An 18,495-nucleotide genomic window follows, 5' to 3' on the forward strand; every position below is an offset into this window, starting at 1 on the left:
GTATGTTCATCTGACTGCACTGCATTGTGCATTATTGTCTTTTATTCTAATAGGAAATCCAGAGGAATTTCCTATAGAATAAAAAACCGGGAGGCCAATGGCCTCCCGGATAAACAATATGTTTTATTTTGCTTTTACTTTCTTTGCTGCGGATGCGCTGGAAACGAAGTCACCCTTCAGTCCATTGGTACCAACAGCTACTACTTTGTAGTAATATGTCTTGCCCTTCTTTACAGTCTTATCTACATAAGTTGTCTTATTCTTCTTGGTCACTCCAATCTTTTCGTAACCTTTGTTCTTCTTGGTAGAACGATAGATTTCATACTGTTTTGCACCAGTTACTTTAGCAACCTTAAGGGTTACTTTACCCTTTTTAATGGTAACTTTGCTGATAACCGGAGTAGCTTTGTAACAGATGCTTGCAGGTTTATTGAATCCTTTGGAGATTCTTGTACCATTCTCACTGTATGCAGCTACATAGTAGTAATAGGTTACACCTGTCTGCAGACGTGCGCGGTCTGTTGCTTTTGTTCCCACAACACTGCCGGATACATTCTTGTAATCTTTGTAGAATACATTGTCATAAGTCTCATCAGCATTGCTCTCTTTGGAAATCAGTGTAAAGTTATCATCATCCGGTCTGTAATATGTCTTGTTATCTGCATTGTAGTCTGCAACCGGGCTGGTGGAACGGAATACTTTGTAATATGCAGCGCCGGAAACTTTCTTCCAGGTAACCTTAACTGCTGTAGTCTTGGTCTTGCCGTCTGCCAGAGTCTCTGTAACCTCTTTTGCAGTTACGTTCTTTGCTGCTGCAAGTTCACCGTTTGCTTTGGTATAAGTGCCTGTATACACTGACCATTTCTTATCGCCGTATGCACGTACCTGAACTTCAACTTTTCCGCCTTTTGCAATATTTTTGATGGTATAGTAATTCTTCTTGGTGGATTTTACTGTCCAGGTTAATTTCTCTGCTCTGTTTTCTGCATCGTATTTCTTATAACGAATCTGATACTTGGAAGCATAGGTATCCTTATCCCATGTTACTTTCACATTGTTCTTGCTCAGTGTCAGTTTTACATCCTGAGGTGCAGTTGCTTTCATAACTACACTGTCAGAAGCCCAAACCTGTCTGGTAGCTGCTCCGGAAGCATAAGTAGCAACGATTCTGTAAGTATAGGATGTTCCCTTTTTCAGCTTTTTGTCAGTAAAGGATGTGGTCTTTGCATTGGTAATGGTCTTAATTTTCTCCCATTTTGCATTGGACAGTGCATAAGCGCCATCGCCATATCCATAACCGGAGTTATTTTTCTGTGTATAGTTCGTGCTTGTACCTGTCATATAGCTTCTGTAAATCTCATACTGAGTTACGCCTGAAACCTTGGTCCATTTCAGTTTTACAGAATTCTTGCTCTGTTTGTTTACATTTAATTCAATAAATTTGTCATTGCCTGTCTCTGCTGAGAAGTACACATAATCGCTGTATGCAGTCTTTTTGGTATCCGGATTGTAATAATATCCTCTTACCTGATAATCGTAAATGGTGTTTTCTTTCAGCTCTTTGTCTGCATACTGTGCAGAGTTAATAGTTGCAATCTTTTTGAATTTACCTTTGCTGTTCTTACGGTAAATCTGGTATCCTGTTACGTTTTCTGTCTTGTTGAAATACATGGTAACAGTAGTTTTGCCGGATTTTGTAGAAGGCTGTGTAATATTGATTGCAGGTGTTGCGGAAACTGTTTTGGAGGTTACAATGTCATTGTAGTAACCAAAACTTACATTGTTCACTGCGCCGGGAACCTTTGCCACATTGGCAATATATTTGCCTGCTGCAGAACGGTCAGTACCACGGTTAATGCTGTCAACTGTCGCAACTACAAAATAATATTTCTTTCCAACTTCCAGATCAAGCTGTGTACTGGAAACCCTGTCAATACCTGTTCCGGTATAGGATTCTACCTTTTTATCAATAATAGCAAGTTTATCCTGAAGTCCGAATACCTCTGTCAGTCTGTATTCTTTTCCTGCCGCATCTTTACCGGTTGCGTTCAGCTGACGATAGGTAAATTCCGGTGTATTGAACATTTTCTTATCCTGGGAAGCATACACAACTACTTCTGCATTTTTGTCGATTTCATCCCATGTCAGATCAAAAGAACCATCCATCTTCTGCTCAATCTGCAGGTTTTTGATTTCAGGAGTATTCTCTCTCTTATCCAGACCAACTGCAACGACATTGGAATAATCACCATACAGTCTTGTATCCTCTGTCTCCACATACGCACATACTCTGTAATATGTATATTCATAATTATTTGTTGCTCTGTTAGTAACATCATAATGTGTGGTATTTGCACCTACTCTGACAGAATTGGCATCTTCAAATAATTCTCCGTAAGCAGCCGGATCCACCAGTGTATTTGAACTTACATATTCAACTTTATAACCATGAGCCTCTTTTGCTGCATTCCAGGAAAGTTCTCCCTTACCAACACTCTTCTGAACGAACTGCAGATTTGCCACTGCCGGTACGGAAGGCATGGACCATGCATAGGTAAATGGCTCTGACCATGCACCGGTCTTAACGATTTCGTAAGTTGTTCCTTCATTGCTCTCATATGGCTGCTGGGTTTCTTCATCCACTGCAGCAACATAATTCTGAGTAGCAGTGTAATATACAGCTCTTACTTCAAACTTATTCTTCTCTGCTGCAGTATAGCCAATTGGAGTTGTATATGTGGTACCTCTGTAGATTGTCTGCAGACTACCGTTGTTGGATGCAACGTTGCCGGAAACAACATCCACATCATTCATCTTAATCTGGTAACCAACGTATAACAGTTTTCCATTGCTGTCTACTTCTGTCTTATTGGTAACCGGATTCCATGAAATCTGCTGATATCTCTTATCCAGCGCAATTTCATTGGTCTTATATGAATATACGCTCTTTACAACATATTTTCCTGTTTCCGGATTAGTTGCAGTTCTGACATTAGTAATAGTTTTATACAGCTTTCCGTCAGTTCCTGCATAGCAATCATATCCGATCCGGGCAGCATCCAGCTTTCTGCCAAAAGCCGCGTCTACCGCTGTCTGCATATCGCCTGCATAATAATAGTCGTCTTCAAACTCTCCCGGTACGGTTCCCAGAACATTAACTTCATTATTATCGCTTACATAACTTGCCAGATGTGTATATCCGGTAATATTACCCTGCGCATCCTTCTGCACCTGGTCTGTTGAGTTCACATAAGCATAATATTTCCCGTTTACCACATAAAGTCCCGTGGTGGGATCCGGCTGTAATCCATCCACTACAATAGTTGCGGGTCCGGATAAACGGATCACTGACGGATTCACCATACGAGCGCCAGTATAATAATTTTCCCCGTTCTTGTACAGTTCGTCTCCAAATTTCATGGTCTCCAGTGTCTCTTTGGTTCCTGCCACATACACACTGTCACTGTCTTTGTTCACATAACTGTAAGGTGTCTCATAAGCAGTACCACCTGCCAGAACATTCCAGTCTGCTTCTCCCCGCAGTCCGATAACCTTGGACACGCCATCCACTGCCGCCTTATCATCAGTTTCCACTGTCAGATTTTCCGCAGCAAAAGTAGGAAGCACACTTGTCATGACCATGCTGGCAGCCAGTACAACAGCTGCAACACGTGCTGTCATTCCACTTTTTCTCATAAAAAAACTCCTTTCGTTAAATAGATAATAGTTTTTTATCACCTATGAGTAATCCTGTAAAGAAGGCGCCAATATATGAATTCCAGGGGGACTGTCCGTAATTCATAAAACTTTCATTCTTGCTTCACATTTTCTTCACAAATGACCTTCTTTCATTCTAGTCCCCTTTATATAAAAAGTCAATTGATGTTTCAATAATTTTGACTTTTTGTGAATTTTGTACACTTTCTACCCCCCCCCCTTATTTTTATACGTTTGGTGATTTTTTTCTTTAATTTTCTGACTATTTTACAAATATTTAACGAAAGGGTGATTTTTCTACAGGAACGGAATAAGTGCCTGCAAAGATTTTGCTCCCTGTTCTTTCATCAGGCGGTCCGCAATTTTTTTCAGTGTTTCATCATCCAGAAAAGGATAGAGGCTCACACAGTTTTCAATGTTTCCTTTTTCCAGTGCCTTAAGTACTGTTTTTCCCAGTATTTCCTTTGAAAGAAACGGAGCAAGGGGCGTAAGGCTTTTGGGATCTTCCTCAACTTTCCGGGCAATTTCATCCAATGTTTCTTCTGAAAGAAATGGGGCAAGAGCTGCCAGTTCTTTCATACTTCCCTCTGACTCCAGGGCAATCTTATCCAGGGCATTCTCTGAAAGAAAAGGCGCCAGGGCTGCCAGCTCTTTCATACTTCCTTCTGACTCCAGGGCAATCTTATCCAGAGCATTCTCTGAGAGATAAGGCGCCAGGGCTGCCAGACTGTGCATATCACTCGAAATCCCGTATTTTTCCACCAGTTCTTCCAGATAATTTTCCTCCAGATAAGGCGCCAGGACTGTCAGTTCCTTTACGGAAATTTTCTTTTTTTCTCCTTTGAAGCCATCTTCTCCCTGTTCCTCTTTGGATTCCACCACATGTTCCACCAGTTTTTTCGTCTGTTCCGGTTTCATCAGAGGCGCAACCTCTGCTATAGTCTCCACTTCTGTCTCCTGTTCCTTCAGAAATGTCTGTTCTGTCCCGGCAATCACATGTTCCAACAGCTGCGCTTCTTTGGATTCACCCAGAATTTCATCCACGCTGGTTCCCAGAATCAGTGACAGCTGAGGAAGTTTTGAAATATCCGGCATGGAATTGCCCCGCTCCCAGTTGCTCACTGCCTGATAACTGACGCCCATTTCGTCTGCCAGCTCCATCTGGGTTTTATTTCTCTCTTTTCTCAATGCTGCAATTTTCTTTCCGACTTTTCTTGTATCAAACATAATTTTTCTCCTTTTCCTGTTTTTTGATTATCGCAGTAACTGTTTTATCCGCTCCAGTTCCATTCCTGCAGTGTAACGCATGGTTCTGATGGCTTCCTGCTCCAGCCCACCATGATAAGAAATATTTTCATCTGCTATCATAACATGGTTCCATTCTTTTGCCATACTTTTCTCAAATTTTCTGTTTCCTGGTAAGTTTTTCATTTCCTTCCTCCTTTGCTTTTCTGGTTTCTCTGCTGCTGAATCCATACTACCAAAACTGAGGGAATCCGGACAGCAACCGGTGGTTGAGTTCTCTCAAGAGGTAGTTGAAATGTCTGTTACACAACGCTTCAGAGGACGGCTGATCTGAAAAGTATTCTCCACAGCTGTGAAAAGGGCCATAATCTGAATATCTTTTTTCATTCAGATTATAACCCTTTCCATATAAATCAGATATGTTATTCTTCTCACTCTTTTTTCAGCTTTTCCAGCCTTCTGACCAGCACAGCCCCCAGCAGTCCGATCAATGTTCCGGCAATGGTCCCGGACAGCATCAGCACCGGCATGTAATACAGAAGCCGCGCATTTTCCACCACCATGGCGGCAGCCAGAATCTGTCCCAGGTTATGGAATACCCCGCCCAGCACGCTGACTCCCGTTATGGAGAACAGTTTCACTTTCCTGGCGCACACCATCACCAGCAGGCTGAGGAGGCCTCCCGCAAAGCTGTATATCATACTGGCAGGATTTCCAAAGGTAAGGCCTGTCAGCAGAATCCGAATCAGTGACAGGGTACAGGCCTCTCGGACACCCATAATGTACAGGGCCACAATGGTCACCAGGTTTGCCAGACCTAACTTGACTCCGGGAATGCCCACGTTGACGGGAATCAGAAATTCAATATAGGAAAATACAAAGGCAAGGGCTGTGAGCATTCCCATATATGCAGCTTTTTTTGCCATATCTGTCTCCCTTCTATCTGACGGCAGCGTCCAGTCCCGGCTCTTTGTCCTTTTCAATTTCCACCACCACTCTGTTGGGCAGGCACACCAGACGCTCCCCCGGATTTTTCACCGGACGGTGGTTTACGCATATTTTATCGGGACAGGAAGCCTCTGTAATGTCTGCCTTTCCGTCTTTGATTTCCAGCACGTTATAATTCCCCTGCCCTGCAGGTATTTCCAGGGACAGCTCCTGATCCAGAGAATAACGCCCCTGTTCCGCACCGTCCAGATAAACCACTGCTTCTCCATTTCCGGTATTTTGGGCAGAATACAGGTAAATCCCTCCGAAGGATACCAGGGCCAGAACCAGAATTACTCCAATTAAAATCACATCATTTTTCTTCATGAAATTCAAATCCTCCGGAACAGCGAATCTCTCCGTCTTCCATAATCCACAGTGCTTCCACCTCCGGCACTGACTCCACCAGAGCCAGCCCCTTCTCAAATTCCATATTAAAAAGTGCTGTAGACCATGCATCTGCCAGCCCGGAGTCCTCTGTCAGCACCGATACCAGCGGAAAATTTTCCGGAGGCATTCCCGTATCCGGGTCAATAATATGGCAGTATCGTTTTCCATTCACCACATAAAACCTCTGGTAATCCCCGCTGGTTACAATGGATGTTCCGGAAAGTTCCGCAGTTCCCACATAACTTTTGTCACTCTCCAAATCAGGATTTTCAATTCCCACCCGCCAGGGGGTTCCGTCCGGCTTACTGCCCACTGCGCATACATTGCCGCCCACACTGAACAGCAAATGGTCCATTCCGGCTTCCTGTGCATACTCTGCCAGCCGCTGCACCGCATATCCCTTTCCAATGCTCCCCACATCCAGAGACATTTCCCCGTCTTCCAGAAATACGGTGGATGCTTCCTCATTTATTATCAGTCCGGAAATATCTGTATGCTGTCTTCGCTCATCCAGTAAATCCTCCGGCGGCAGTTTCGCATGTTCCGGCTCTGCCAGTCCCCGCTCCCGGTACTCATGCCACAGAGACAGCACGCTGCCGTAAGCGATATTGATTTTTCCCTCTGTTTTCTGATACATATCCAGTCCCAGCTTCAGCATATTTATTAATTCCTGATTTACTTTTACTGGCTCTTTCCCGGCTGCATCATTGATGGTTTTCACGTTATTTATTCCATCGTAACTGTGATATATGTCAAACAGTTCATGATAATACCGCAGCTTCTCCTGCAGTTTCCCGGCCTGTTCTTCAAACTCCTTCTGGCTTTCTGCATATCCGGTAATCACTGTCACAGTATCGAAACTGTCAAAAAATGTTGTTTCATACCGCTTCATCTCACTGCCCTGTTCCTGTATCAGTGCAATTCCCGCAAGCAGCGCCGCAGCCAGCAGCAGAATTCCCGCACTGTATGTCTTTTTCATGTCAATCACCTTTACAAAGGCTGCCGCATGAAAGATTTTCAATGCGGCAGCCCCCTGTTTACTCACTGCTCTGCTTACTGATTGTCTGTGTTTTCCTGATGGTCACCGGATTCCGGGTTCCCTGCATTGTCTCCCGCGTCTCCATTCTCTGCGCTGTCACCGGATTCCGGGTTCTCTGCATTGTCTCCTGCGTCTTCATTCTCTGCGCTGTCACCGGATTCCGGGTTCTCTGCATTATCCTCTGTATTTTCCGTTTCAGGCTCCTGTGTTTCTTCCTGCTTTATGGTGAACAGGTCATCAAATTTCACCTTCGCCCATTCTTTCTCATTCAGTTCAAATTTCGCGCTTTCTTTATACTTGTCGCACATTTCCTGGTAATGTTCGTTTTTGCGCTCTGTGACAATCTCCTCTTTTTTCTTTTCCGTGGCTTCTTCATCAAAGGTACTGTCCATGCGAGCCACATAAAATGCATCTTCGCCGGTGATAACGCCGGTGAGTTCTCCGTCTTTCAGCTTGTCCGCAGCTTCTGTCAGCACCTTTTCCAGTGAATCATCATCTGCGCCGTAAGAGGCTTCTGAAACGGTATAACCTGCTGTTTCCGCTGCAGTCTTAAAATCTTCTCCGGCGGAAGCTGCAAAGGTTTCCACCTCTTTTTTCAGATTTTCCTTTTCTTCCTCTGTATAGTCTTTGGAATTTCCCTCTTCATCTGTGGTGGATTTGTTATTTACTTTTACATAACTGATGGTTTTCTGGGCCGCTTCTTCATCAGAAACTTCTGTATCCACCTCTGCGTCCATGGCCTTGCGCATTTTTGTCTGGATCGTATTCAGGCGAAGCATCTCCTTCACATATTCCTGCGTAGCCCCCATCTGCTTTATGGCTTTTTCGCTGTTATCCTCCAGAAACTTTCCGGCTGCCTCATCCATTTTGGCCAGTTCTTCTTCGGTAATCTCCACATTGTAATCTTTCATATGGTTTTCCAACAGGTACAGGGTCTCAATATTATCCGCCACGTTTTTCTTAACGGAGGTTTCCATATCCGTTCCCTCGCCGAACAGGTCCTGAGACCACATCCCGGTTCCGAACATGCCGGAAAACTGCCCGTCATAAATGGCCTGCTGATATCTGGCCATAAAATTCATAAATCCAAGGGATATCTCCTCTCCGTCCAGGGTTGCGCCTGCTTTCTTTCCGTCTATGGAACTGCCGCAGCCTGTCAATACAGAAATTCCCATGGCTGCCGCCAGTAACAAAGATAAGATTTTCTTTCCTTTCATAACATCCTCCTGTGTATTCTCTCACTGCACCGTTTCCTGTACAGTATCATAACTTTACCTGAATTCCAAACCTGTTCAGGCATACTGCTGATATTATAATTCTTTTTTTCGCCGGTAGCAACAGTTTTCACAATATTTTCAAACAGTTCGCAACCGTTCAGCCTATGGCTTCCCTGTTACGGAATCCGGGAATTGTTAAAAAGGGAGTGGGCTGAACTGGTCTCTCAGCCATAGTCATTCCAATGGGCGATTCATGTGCCCGGCTGCGATTCCCCATGCTCCACCAGCAGCTCCCAGGTATCCTCCAGAATCCTTTCCACCTTTTCCAGCGTGCCTGCATTTTTCTGGCGGGTATTATGATTTTTCAGGTATTCAAAGCAGGGAGCTTTGGCGTCCCGGATAAACTGCAGCGCTCCCTGGTATTTTTCCGTAATCTGAGCAATATTGGCAGGATTAATGTTGGCCTGAAAATAAAATGTAAATTTAATTTTCTCACCAGTTTCTTTTACTTCCGTATAATAGCAGTTATGGGCTTTTGCTTTCAGCAACGCGATGGCCAGCAGGTTTTCCACAGATTTCGGAGGCTCTCCGAACCGGTCAATCAGTTCTTCCAGCATTTCTTCCCGTTCTTCCTGATTTTCAATCACTGCAATCCGCTTGTAAATATCCAGTTTCTGAAATTCATTTGGAATATAGGCAGGGGGAATAAAGGCGTCCACATCCAGTTCCATGGTGGTGTCAAACTGCTCTGCCTGTATTTCCCCTTTCAGAGATTTTACCGCTTCATTCAGCATTTTACAGTACAAATCATAGCCCACCGCCTCCATATGGCCGTGCTGCCGGGCGCCCAGCAGGTTTCCGGCCCCGCGGATTTCCAGGTCCCGCATGGCTATTTTAAAACCGCTGCCCAGCTCTGTAAATTCCTTTATGGCCGACAGACGTTTTTCCGCCACTTCCTTCAGCATTTTATTCTGCCGGTACATGAGAAAAGCATAGGCTGTCCGGCTGGAACGCCCCACCCGGCCCCGAAGCTGGTAAAGCTGAGACAGGCCCATGTTGTCCGCATCCTGAATAATCATGGTATTGACATTGGAAATATCAAGTCCTGTTTCAATAATTGTGGTAGATACCAGTACATCAATTTCTCCGTTGATAAACTGGTACATGATATTTTCCAGCTCCCGCTCCTTCATCTGGCCATGGGCAAAGGCCACGTTCGCCTCCGGCACCAGCCGGGCAATCCTGGAAGTCACTTCCACAATCTGATTCACCCGGTTGAACACATAATACACCTGCCCTTCCCTGGCCAGCTCCCGGTTGATGGCTTCCCGCACAATTTCTTCATTATATTCCATCACGTAAGTCTGTATGGGCATACGGTCCATGGGAGGCTCCTCCAGCACGCTCATATCCCGGATGCCAATCAGGCTCATATGGAGGGTCCGGGGAATAGGGGTGGCCGTCAGGGTAAGCACATCCACATTTTTCTTCATCTGCTTGATTTTTTCTTTATGAGCCACGCCAAACCGCTGCTCCTCGTCAATAATCAGAAGACCCAAATCCTTAAATACCACGTCTTTGGAAAGTACCCGGTGGGTGCCAATCACAATATCCACCATGCCCCGCTTCAAATCCTCTGCGGTCTTTTTCATCTGGCCGGTCGTACAGAACCGGCACATCAGATCCACCCGCACCGGGAAGTCCTTCATCCTCTGGACAAAGTTATTGTAATGCTGCTGGGCCAGAATCGTGGTGGGCACCAGGTATACCACCTGTTTTCCATCCTGAATGGCTTTAAATGCCGCCCGGATGGCAATTTCCGTTTTTCCGTAGCCCACGTCTCCGCAGATCAGCCGGTCCATGATTTTCCTGCTTTCCATATCACGTTTGGTAGCCTCAATGGCCAGCTCCTGGTCTTCGGTTTCATCAAAGGGAAACAGCTCTTCAAATTCTTTCTGCCATACCGTGTCTTCTCCATAGGCAAAGCCATCCGACTGCTGGCGCACCGCGTACAGTTCCACCAGTTCTTTCGCAATTTCCTGCACCGCGCCTTTCACCCGGCTTCTGGTCCTGCTCCATTCCTGTCCGTCCAGCCGGTTGATTTTCGGCTTTTTGGCCTCTGCGCCTGCATACTTCTGAATGGCTTCCAGCTGAGTGGCCAGTACATACAGGGTGCTCCCCTTATCATATTCGATTTTCACATAATCTTTGGCGATTTTCTGAATCTCCACTTTCTCAATTCCCCGGTAGACTCCTACGCCATAGCGCTCATGTACCACATAATCCCCGATACTCAAATCCGTAAAGCTCTGAATTTTTTCTCCTTCGTACACTCTGCGCTTTTTCCTGCGCTTCTGTTCCCCGCCGAAAATATCGCTTTCCGAAATCACCACGAATTTAATGTCCGGATACTCAAAGCCTTTTTTGAGCTTTCCGTACGCAGCCATCACCTCTCCCGGCTGCACCGGATGATCATAATCCTGGCTGTAAAAGCAGTTCAGCCCGGCCTGCTGCAAGTCCTCCGCCAGATGTCCGGCACGGGTTCTGGAGCCGGACAGCAGGATCACCTGATACCTGTTTTTCCTGTACTGCTGTAAATCCTTAATCAGCAGTTCAAAACTGCGGTTATAGGAATTTACGCTCCGCACCGAAACCGTATACCGATGATCCACCTCCAGCTCGCTGACCTTAAGGTCAAGGGTAGTCAGGGCCACACATTTTTTCCGCTGTATTCCTGCAAAAATCTCTTTTCCCGAATACAGTGCCTCCATCTGTCCCGGCAGAATGTAGCCTTTTTCCAGACGGTGGCTCATGCTCTCTGAAAATTCCTGTTCCACTACCCTGCCCTTTTCTGCCAGACGGGCAGGCTCATCCAGGAATAAAAGCGTATGTTCCCAATCAAAATAATCCAGAAAGGAAACGGTTTCTTCCAGGAAATACATAAGATAGCTGTCCGTACCGGTCCCCTGACCCAGTTCTCTGATTTCCTCCATAAAAGCATCCACCGTTGATTTCAGCCGGTGAGCTTCCTCAGTTTTCATTTCTTTTCGGAACTTTTCATACAGTCTGATTTTCTCTTTTTCCAGAGCCTCCAGCCCCCGTTTTGTCAGTTCCGGAAACATCACCATTTCGCTGGCCGGATAAATGCGCACCCGCTCCAGATTTTCAATAGAGCGCTGACTCTCCACATCAAACCTGCGCATGGAATCAATTTCATCTCCCCACAGCTCAATACGACAGGGATTTTCTTCTGTCAGGGGAAAAATATCCAGAATCCCGCCCCGAATGGCAAACTGCCCGGCGGACTCCACCTGGTAATTACGCTCATAGCCCATCTGCACCAGACGGTTTTTCACCTCTTCCATATCCAGAGTTTCCCCCAGGGAATATTCCAGAATAGCCTGACGTATATGTGCAAGAGGTACAATTCTGTCCATCAGGGCATCAAAAGTGGTAATCACCGTCACCTGCTTCTGCTCCAGAATGGCTTTTACCGCAGTGAGCCGTTCTCCTGTCAGCAGATTTCCCCGGATATCCGACTGATAAAACAGCACGTCCCTGGGAGGATAGTACAACACCTGCCGGTCGAAAAACCTGTAATTTTCATACAGTTCTTTTGCTTTCTGTTCCTGAAAAGTTACAATCAGACAGCTTTCCCCTTCCCGGAGCAGACTGTACATGAAATGAGGCTTCTGGGTATCTATGCACCCGGAAACCTGCATCACTTCCTTTCCTTTCTTTAATTGTGCCTTTAAATCTGCATATTCTTTCAGCTCCGACAAAGGCTCTGTAAAACTTTTCATAATCGCCTCCATATCATGTATGTTCCCGAAAACACCTGTTCCTGCATTCAGTTAAACTGGTTCATGGCCCGGTCAGTCTCTCCCTGTACCATCATTGCCGCCGCCTCACAGGCCTTTCCAAAGGCTTCTTCCACCAGTTCCCGCTCTTCTTTGGAAAACCTGCTCAACACATAATCCGCCAGGTCCCGGCCCTGGGGCTTCTCTCCGACCCCAATCTTAATCCGCAGAAATTCCTGAGTTCCTACATGGCTTATGATATTTTTTATGCCGTTGTGCCCTCCTGCGCTGCCCTTTTTCCGGATTCTGAGCCTGCCGGGAGGCAGACTGATATCATCATAAAGCACCATAAAATTTGTTTCCGGCGGTATCTTATAATAATTCAGAATTGCTCCGATACTCTCACCGCTTAAATTCATAAATGTCTGAGGTTTCACCAGAAGCACCTTCTGCCCCTCCAGAATCCCCGTTCCGCACAGCGCCCTGTGCTTTTTCTCATTTACTTTTATATTATATTTTTCCGCCAGCAGATCAATGACATCAAAACCTACATTGTGACGGGTTTTTTCATACTGTCTGGTGGGATTTCCCAGTCCCGCAATGATAAACATGGGCGTCTCCTTTATCTATTTCATAGTTCTATGTAATTCTTTCCAATACACATACATTTTTTTAGCTTCAGTCATGTCTCTTCCATTTCTTTCACACCATTCAAAATACTCTTCAAGTGAAGTATAATTTTTCTTCTCTGCCCTGTATTTCGGATAACCTGCCCAGTATTCTTCAAAAATCTCCAAACCCAAAACTGAGAAAGGTCCTTCCCCATTAATCAGATAATCCATTTTATCCGTTTTATACGATCCAATATTCTCAGTATTTCCGCTACCAGGCTTTTCTCCGGAAATTTTATACTTCTCCTGTACAAAAACTTCCACATCTTTATATGGAACCTGCAATGTCTGAAGTTCGCTTATATGATGCTTTTCTCCTTCACTTGCTCTTTCATTTCTTGTATATATAAAAGCAATCACATAATGTTTTGCATATTGCGCATAAGGAAACATAATATTTTTTGTTCCATTTCGCATAAAGGAAGCATACGAACCTAAAGTAAAATTAAAAAGTTTCGATTTTCTGTCTTCTCCTGACAGTCTGTATGTTGATTTTATATCTATCGCGATTTTTCTTTCATCCCGTTCATCTTTCATTAATGTAAAATCCGGGTACACCGTTTGCCTGTCAGAAGGCAACAGCAACAATTCATTTTCGTCTGCAATTTCTTTTATAATTTCATACGAAATCAGTTCAAATATTCTACCTATTAACTTTGAATCACTCCCCAAAGTATAAACATTTCCCTCCGGAGTTACTAATGCTTTAATTTCCCATGAAATATTTCTTTCTCCTGTCTTTTTATAAAATTCCTTTATAAAATCAAACTCCAATCTGGCCCTCCATTTAATTATTCACTCTTATTAAATATCTGTTACTCACCATTTACATCTTATCTATCCCTGTCTTATCAGGGACTCTAAAGAAATCTGTTCTGCTTCCTCGCTCCTTGCATTCCTGCTTTTATCAGGATCATAGTTAGTTAATAACGCTTCTTTCATAGCATTCCTGTTTTTTTCACTTGCACCGATAAAATAGAAATGTTCCTGATTCACTTTATAGCACATTCCCCATACGGATTCTATATACTCATTTTTACGATATTTATTTTCATCCCATGTAGAAAGCATAAATTTTGCTTTTGAAGCAAATAACGCATCTTTTAATCTGATTTCCTGCTCCTCATTCCAGCTATCATAATAATCCACATGCCTGCCAATATATGGAGGATCACAATAAATAAAATCATTTTCACCTGCTTCACTTATTGTTTCTTCAAATGACTGACATTTAAATTCCCATGAATTTACTTTTAATATTTCTTCCAAATGTTTTACCTGATTTACAATTTTAGTAATATAAGATTTAGAAAAACGTGCAGGTTTATGGCAATAAGGTACATTGAATCGATATTCTTTATTAAATCTGATCATTCCATTAAAACAGCTTCTGTTCAAAAACAAAAAATCTAACGGATTATGATATTCATTAAATCTGTCTCGCACTTCATAATAATATCTATCATCTTTTTTTTCTAAAAGTTTTCCTTCTCTTTCCAAATACCCACGTACCATATATGAATCAATATTCCCCAATTTGATTTGTTGATATAAATTAATAACATATGGATTTATATCTGCAAAAACTGCTCGTTGCGGAGCCAGATTCAAACCAACCACTCCTGATCCCATAAAAGGTTCATACCATACAGTATCATCACTAATGTCAACTTCTTCTGAAATCAACGACACTAATTTTGTCTTTATACCCTGTATTTTAACAGGTGGAACATACACCTTTCCAACCATATTTTACCTCCAAATATAAATCCTTATTTCATCAGATGGTACCTATCCTTATGCAATCACGCCAAAGTACAGAAGCACCACTGCCCCCAGAACAATCCGATACCAGCCAAACACCTTAAAGTCGTGTTTTTTAATATATCCCATCAGGAAACGGATGACCACAACGGACACAATAAAAGACACTATCATTCCGGTAAACAGGATTCCCAGCTCCATAGATGTAAAAGTTAAACCAAACTTTAATAATTTTAACAGGCTGGCGCCAAACATAACAGGAATGGCAAGATAAAATGTAAACTCTGCCGCCACGGTACGGGACACGCCAATCATCAGCGCACCGATTATGGTTGCTCCGGAGCGGGAAGTTCCCGGAAACACTGCGGCCACAAGCTGAAACATGCCAATCAGAAGAACCACCCGATAGTCCAGTTCATCGGTGGTGCAGATCACGGGTCTGACACCCCGGTTCCGGTTCTCCACCACAATAAAAACAATTCCCACTGCAATCAGCATAACCGCTACTACCCGGAAATTGTACAGATGTTCCTCCAGCCAGTCATCAAACAGTATTCCCACAATCCCCGCCGGAATACATGCCACAAGAATCTTAACCCAAAGGTTCATAATCTTCCAGTCTATCCGAATCTGCCTTCTTCTGTTCCGCTGAAAGGGGAAAATCCGATTCCAGAACAGCAGAACCACAGCCAGGATTGCACCAAGCTGTACCACTACCAGAAACATATTCCAGAATTCCTGAGATACCTTCATGGGCATGATTTCTTCTAACAGAATCATGTGTCCGGTACTGCTCACCGGGAGCCATTCTGTAATTCCTTCTACAATTCCATATACTACCGCTTTTAAAATTTCCAACATACTCTTAATCCTTTCCTGGAACGGGTCTGAAAAATTTTTTCCGAAGATGATTGTAACAGAGCAGATACTCCCACTGTTACAGATTTTTCAAACCGATCAAACAAACTCCGTTACAGTATATCACATTATTTGAAAATTTAGGAGTGAATGTATTCAAAATTTTATTAATTTTTACCGTTATTTCTGTAACTGATTTGAATGCAAAAATCTATTTCTATCTTAATCTCTGATATTTACTTCTCTTCTCATTTCCATCTCCATCACCCTTCTATTCGTTACATTCTCCAGACGGAAAAGATTATGCTGTGCCATTTCTTTGACTTGCGAATCAATATTGTTCACATTTCCGGTATTTATCAATCTTCCATTATCAGTTCCAAGAATATTATTAATTGCTGTATTAGAATCTTTGGGAATATCTAAAATATTCTGTGAAGCCTTTTGAGTATTCACCTTATGGTCCCGATAACATAAATACCCCAAAAAGCCTGCCATCGGTCCCGTTACCAGTAATGCTATAACGACGGGGCTGTTTTTCGTTATCCTTCTTAACTTTATCTGAGTTTCCGATTCCTCTCCATTCTTAAACATCTGATCTGCGTTTATAATCTCTATGGAAGGTACATCCTGATGATATACACCTACCACTGGCCGCTCAAGCCTGTTATATGTACTGGCAAAAACAATTTTGCTTTCTTCCATTATCTTTTCAAATCTTTCTCTATCCCTCTTTAGAGCATTCTCTTTCTGCTTATCAAGTTCCCTGATCATTTTATTCCATTTTTCCATCTCGACAAAACTTCCTCTTTCAAATTTCTCCCATACCTGCTCTAATACTCCATCCAGCAGTACTTCGCAAGCCTGGTCTAAAGATTTTTGAAATAATACAGAAAAACTTTCAGCCAAATAAGCACTTCGAATCCTGCACTTTAAATTATTATTTAAAATAGAATTTAACTTTTTGTGAAGCCCGAAGAGACAATTGATTTTACAAATATCCTCATTTGGCTCCATTGTATAAAACCGCCCTAAACTACACATTTTCAGCACATCCTGAGGACTTCCAAAAAATGTATCTCCTTTTTCAAAGTAAGTTCGATAACTCGTAGAAATTAAAAAAGATCGATCTGCTACAAATATATCTTTTTTGTTTACCCCATTTTCAAGCAGCTTATTAATTTTAGAAAGAATGGCAAATTTATTATTTACCATTGTCATCATATCTACCGTTTTTGTTATTTGCCAGTTTGACATACTAATATCTGCCACGCTTGTTAATATAACTTCATACGTTTTATCATTTGTGTACATTCTATTTTCCCCCTCTGTTTTTAATATCTTTTATCTTTATTTCTGCAGCCCATTGCCCTGCAAAAGTAAAAAATAACGCCAGTATCAATAATACATTTGTATCCAGTACATCCATAATTTTTTTCAGAAAACTGAAATCTTTAAGATTTGGAATTAATACGACCACCAGTAATGCCATCATTTGGAGAACAAATGAAATGATCTCTGCAATTTTATTTGTTTCTGCAAAGGTATCCACCGCCAATGCTACACTGAATATCAGCGCAGCCAAAGTAAATGAAAAATTACTCGCATCTGTGATTTCAACCACGCCCAACATATACAGAAACAACATGATGATCAATACAATCATCATTGACAATCTATATTTATTATCCATTCCTTTTATCTCTCCTCAATCCTGCCTGCTTTTCTACTCTGCATTTAAATTTATGTTCCACCTGTTTCCATTATAATACTGCCCTCCTGCTTCTTCAATCTTTTTCCTTCAGGTCTTTATGCCCCTGCAACAAAATACCTCCAACTCCCAATTAAGAGCCGGAGGGTACTTCATAAACAGAGAAAAACTGTTTATCACCGGAACAGATCTGCCGCTTGTCCCAACGGCTCTCCTGTTCCTTGGATTGGGATATTTCATCTTCTATTGCCCTCCTTTCTGCTGAATACGTTTGAGTTCAGTTGCCTGATAAATTCGCATGAACAGGGACACGAACAACCGGATTCTGAAAAAACTGAATACAGGAGGTCATAAATGAAAAAAACGCCAGAAAAAAATCCATGACGATACCAACGGTCCTGGCTATGTTTTTGCAGGGTGATTACTACATTCCCGCCCTGCGGCTGGCGGAGGAATCCCGCCTATCGGGCATTAGGGAGTTTTCAGGTGTGGGTAAGAGGACAAGGACAGGAAAGGGCAGACACTTTGACGGAGCGGCTGCCTTTTTGGGGGTTATTTACAGGTGAAATTTATAAAAGTTCCATATTTATGGATTTATTGGTAAAAATATAGAAAATATAAAATCAGCCGAATTACATTTTATAAGCGTTATAACGATAAACATACTCTGACAGAAGATATCTTTTTGCCGGTTTTCTCTGTTTTGAAATGCCGGGATTCATAAATAAAAACCATATACAAAAAACACCTTTTCCCGATTCAAAAGCCAGTGCAAAATCCCTCTGCACTGGCTTCCACTGTTACATTTCATAATTAATTTCGGTCTATGCTTCCACAGCTTCCATTTCCGTCCGGTACTTATCAAGTATAATCTGCTGTATGGTCTCTCTGGTCTGAGAATTGATGGGATGGGCAATATCCCGGTATTCACCGTCTGCTGCCTTCCTGCTGGGCATTGCAATAAACAGGCCCTTCTCTCCTTCAATCACTTTAATATCATGTACCACAAATTCCTCGTCAATAGTTATGGAAACTACCGCCCGCATCTTTCCTTCCTTCTCTACCTTGCGGATTCTCACATCTGTAATCTGCATAA

15 protein-coding genes are annotated in these 18,495 nt (G+C 43.0%); all 15 read right to left on the reverse strand.

The genetic code is table 11. From position 1 onward, the window contains the following. Window positions 1-123 precede the first annotated feature (123 nt). Window positions 124-3,696, reverse strand: a complete 3,573-nt coding sequence (locus C805_RS21180; RefSeq protein WP_016216062.1) for a fibronectin type III domain-containing protein — start codon at window positions 3,694-3,696, stop codon at window positions 124-126. A 318-nt stretch (window positions 3,697-4,014) separates the two neighbouring features. Then, a complete protein-coding gene (locus C805_RS25475) occupies window positions 4,015-4,944 on the reverse strand; it encodes a helix-turn-helix domain-containing protein (RefSeq protein WP_016216063.1) in 930 nt (309 codons plus the stop codon). A gap of 27 nt (window positions 4,945-4,971) precedes the next feature. After that, window positions 4,972-5,148, reverse strand: a complete 177-nt coding sequence (locus C805_RS26550) for a hypothetical protein (protein WP_016216064.1) — start codon at window positions 5,146-5,148, stop codon at window positions 4,972-4,974. Between the two features lie 245 nt (window positions 5,149-5,393). Then, window positions 5,394-5,888 carry a Gx transporter family protein gene (locus C805_RS21185; protein WP_016216065.1) on the reverse strand — a complete coding sequence of 165 codons (495 nt, stop codon included), beginning with the start codon at window positions 5,886-5,888 and terminating at the stop codon, window positions 5,394-5,396. Between the two features lie 13 nt (window positions 5,889-5,901). Continuing rightward, window positions 5,902-6,276 (reverse strand): NusG domain II-containing protein, encoded by a 375-nt coding sequence (locus tag C805_RS21190; protein WP_016216066.1) that lies wholly within the window; start codon window positions 6,274-6,276, stop codon window positions 5,902-5,904. Then, a complete protein-coding gene (locus C805_RS21195) occupies window positions 6,263-7,360 on the reverse strand; it encodes an FAD:protein FMN transferase (protein WP_016216067.1) in 1,098 nt (365 codons plus the stop codon). Before C805_RS21195 ends, C805_RS21190 begins: the two co-directional genes overlap by 14 nt. Window positions 7,361-7,392: 32 nt before the next feature. Beyond that, window positions 7,393-8,595 (reverse strand): hypothetical protein, encoded by a 1,203-nt coding sequence (locus C805_RS21200; protein WP_016216068.1) that lies wholly within the window; start codon window positions 8,593-8,595, stop codon window positions 7,393-7,395. A gap of 251 nt (window positions 8,596-8,846) precedes the next feature. After that, entirely contained in the window at window positions 8,847-12,398 is a 3,552-nt protein-coding gene (mfd, locus tag C805_RS21205) for a transcription-repair coupling factor (RefSeq protein ID WP_016216069.1), read from the reverse strand. A gap of 47 nt (window positions 12,399-12,445) precedes the next feature. After that, window positions 12,446-13,006 carry an aminoacyl-tRNA hydrolase gene (pth, locus tag C805_RS21210; protein ID WP_016216070.1) on the reverse strand — a complete coding sequence of 187 codons (561 nt, stop codon included), beginning with the start codon at window positions 13,004-13,006 and terminating at the stop codon, window positions 12,446-12,448. Between the two features lie 15 nt (window positions 13,007-13,021). Next, on the reverse strand, window positions 13,022-13,840 hold the full coding sequence (locus C805_RS21215; protein WP_016216071.1) for a type II restriction endonuclease: 819 nt from the start codon (window positions 13,838-13,840) through the stop codon (window positions 13,022-13,024). A 63-nt stretch (window positions 13,841-13,903) separates the two neighbouring features. Continuing rightward, on the reverse strand, window positions 13,904-14,815 hold the full coding sequence (locus C805_RS21220; RefSeq protein WP_016216072.1) for a DNA adenine methylase: 912 nt from the start codon (window positions 14,813-14,815) through the stop codon (window positions 13,904-13,906). Between the two features lie 48 nt (window positions 14,816-14,863). Next, window positions 14,864-15,691 carry an undecaprenyl-diphosphate phosphatase gene (locus tag C805_RS21225; protein WP_016216073.1) on the reverse strand — a complete coding sequence of 276 codons (828 nt, stop codon included), beginning with the start codon at window positions 15,689-15,691 and terminating at the stop codon, window positions 14,864-14,866. Window positions 15,692-15,910: 219 nt separating this feature from the next. After that, window positions 15,911-17,002, reverse strand: coding sequence for a hypothetical protein (locus C805_RS21230; protein ID WP_016216074.1), 1,092 nt, complete (start codon window positions 17,000-17,002; stop codon window positions 15,911-15,913). 1 nt (window position 17,003) lies between these two features. Then, entirely contained in the window at window positions 17,004-17,381 is a 378-nt protein-coding gene (locus tag C805_RS21235) for a hypothetical protein (RefSeq protein ID WP_016216075.1), read from the reverse strand. 842 nt (window positions 17,382-18,223) lie between these two features. After that, window positions 18,224-18,493, reverse strand: a complete 270-nt coding sequence (gene spoVG / locus C805_RS21240) for a septation regulator SpoVG (RefSeq protein WP_016216076.1) — start codon at window positions 18,491-18,493, stop codon at window positions 18,224-18,226. Window positions 18,494-18,495 lie beyond the last annotated feature (2 nt).

The organism is Eubacterium sp. 14-2, from assembly GCF_000403845.2.
Classification (GTDB): domain Bacteria; phylum Bacillota; class Clostridia; order Lachnospirales; family Lachnospiraceae; genus Petralouisia.

What these genes read in the sequence shown, in the direction of transcription:
- C805_RS21180 (WP_016216062.1), bottom strand. Translation starts at nt 3,696, where the DNA reads ATGAGAAAAAGTGGAATGACAGCACGTGTTGCAGCTGTTGTACTGGCT.
- C805_RS25475 (WP_016216063.1), bottom strand. Translation starts at nt 4,944, where the DNA reads ATGTTTGATACAAGAAAAGTCGGAAAGAAAATTGCAGCATTGAGAAAA.
- C805_RS26550 (WP_016216064.1), bottom strand. Translation starts at nt 5,148, where the DNA reads ATGAAAAACTTACCAGGAAACAGAAAATTTGAGAAAAGTATGGCAAAA.
- C805_RS21185 (WP_016216065.1), bottom strand. Translation starts at nt 5,888, where the DNA reads ATGGCAAAAAAAGCTGCATATATGGGAATGCTCACAGCCCTTGCCTTT.
- C805_RS21190 (WP_016216066.1), bottom strand. Translation starts at nt 6,276, where the DNA reads ATGAAGAAAAATGATGTGATTTTAATTGGAGTAATTCTGGTTCTGGCC.
- C805_RS21200 (WP_016216068.1), bottom strand. Translation starts at nt 8,595, where the DNA reads ATGAAAGGAAAGAAAATCTTATCTTTGTTACTGGCGGCAGCCATGGGA.
- mfd (WP_016216069.1), bottom strand. Translation starts at nt 12,398, where the DNA reads ATGAAAAGTTTTACAGAGCCTTTGTCGGAGCTGAAAGAATATGCAGAT.
- pth (WP_016216070.1), bottom strand. Translation starts at nt 13,006, where the DNA reads ATGTTTATCATTGCGGGACTGGGAAATCCCACCAGACAGTATGAAAAA.
- C805_RS21220 (WP_016216072.1), bottom strand. Translation starts at nt 14,815, where the DNA reads ATGGTTGGAAAGGTGTATGTTCCACCTGTTAAAATACAGGGTATAAAG.
- C805_RS21225 (WP_016216073.1), bottom strand. Translation starts at nt 15,691, where the DNA reads ATGTTGGAAATTTTAAAAGCGGTAGTATATGGAATTGTAGAAGGAATT.
- C805_RS21230 (WP_016216074.1), bottom strand. Translation starts at nt 17,002, where the DNA reads ATGTACACAAATGATAAAACGTATGAAGTTATATTAACAAGCGTGGCA.
- C805_RS21235 (WP_016216075.1), bottom strand. Translation starts at nt 17,381, where the DNA reads ATGGATAATAAATATAGATTGTCAATGATGATTGTATTGATCATCATG.
- spoVG (WP_016216076.1), bottom strand. Translation starts at nt 18,493, where the DNA reads ATGCAGATTACAGATGTGAGAATCCGCAAGGTAGAGAAGGAAGGAAAG.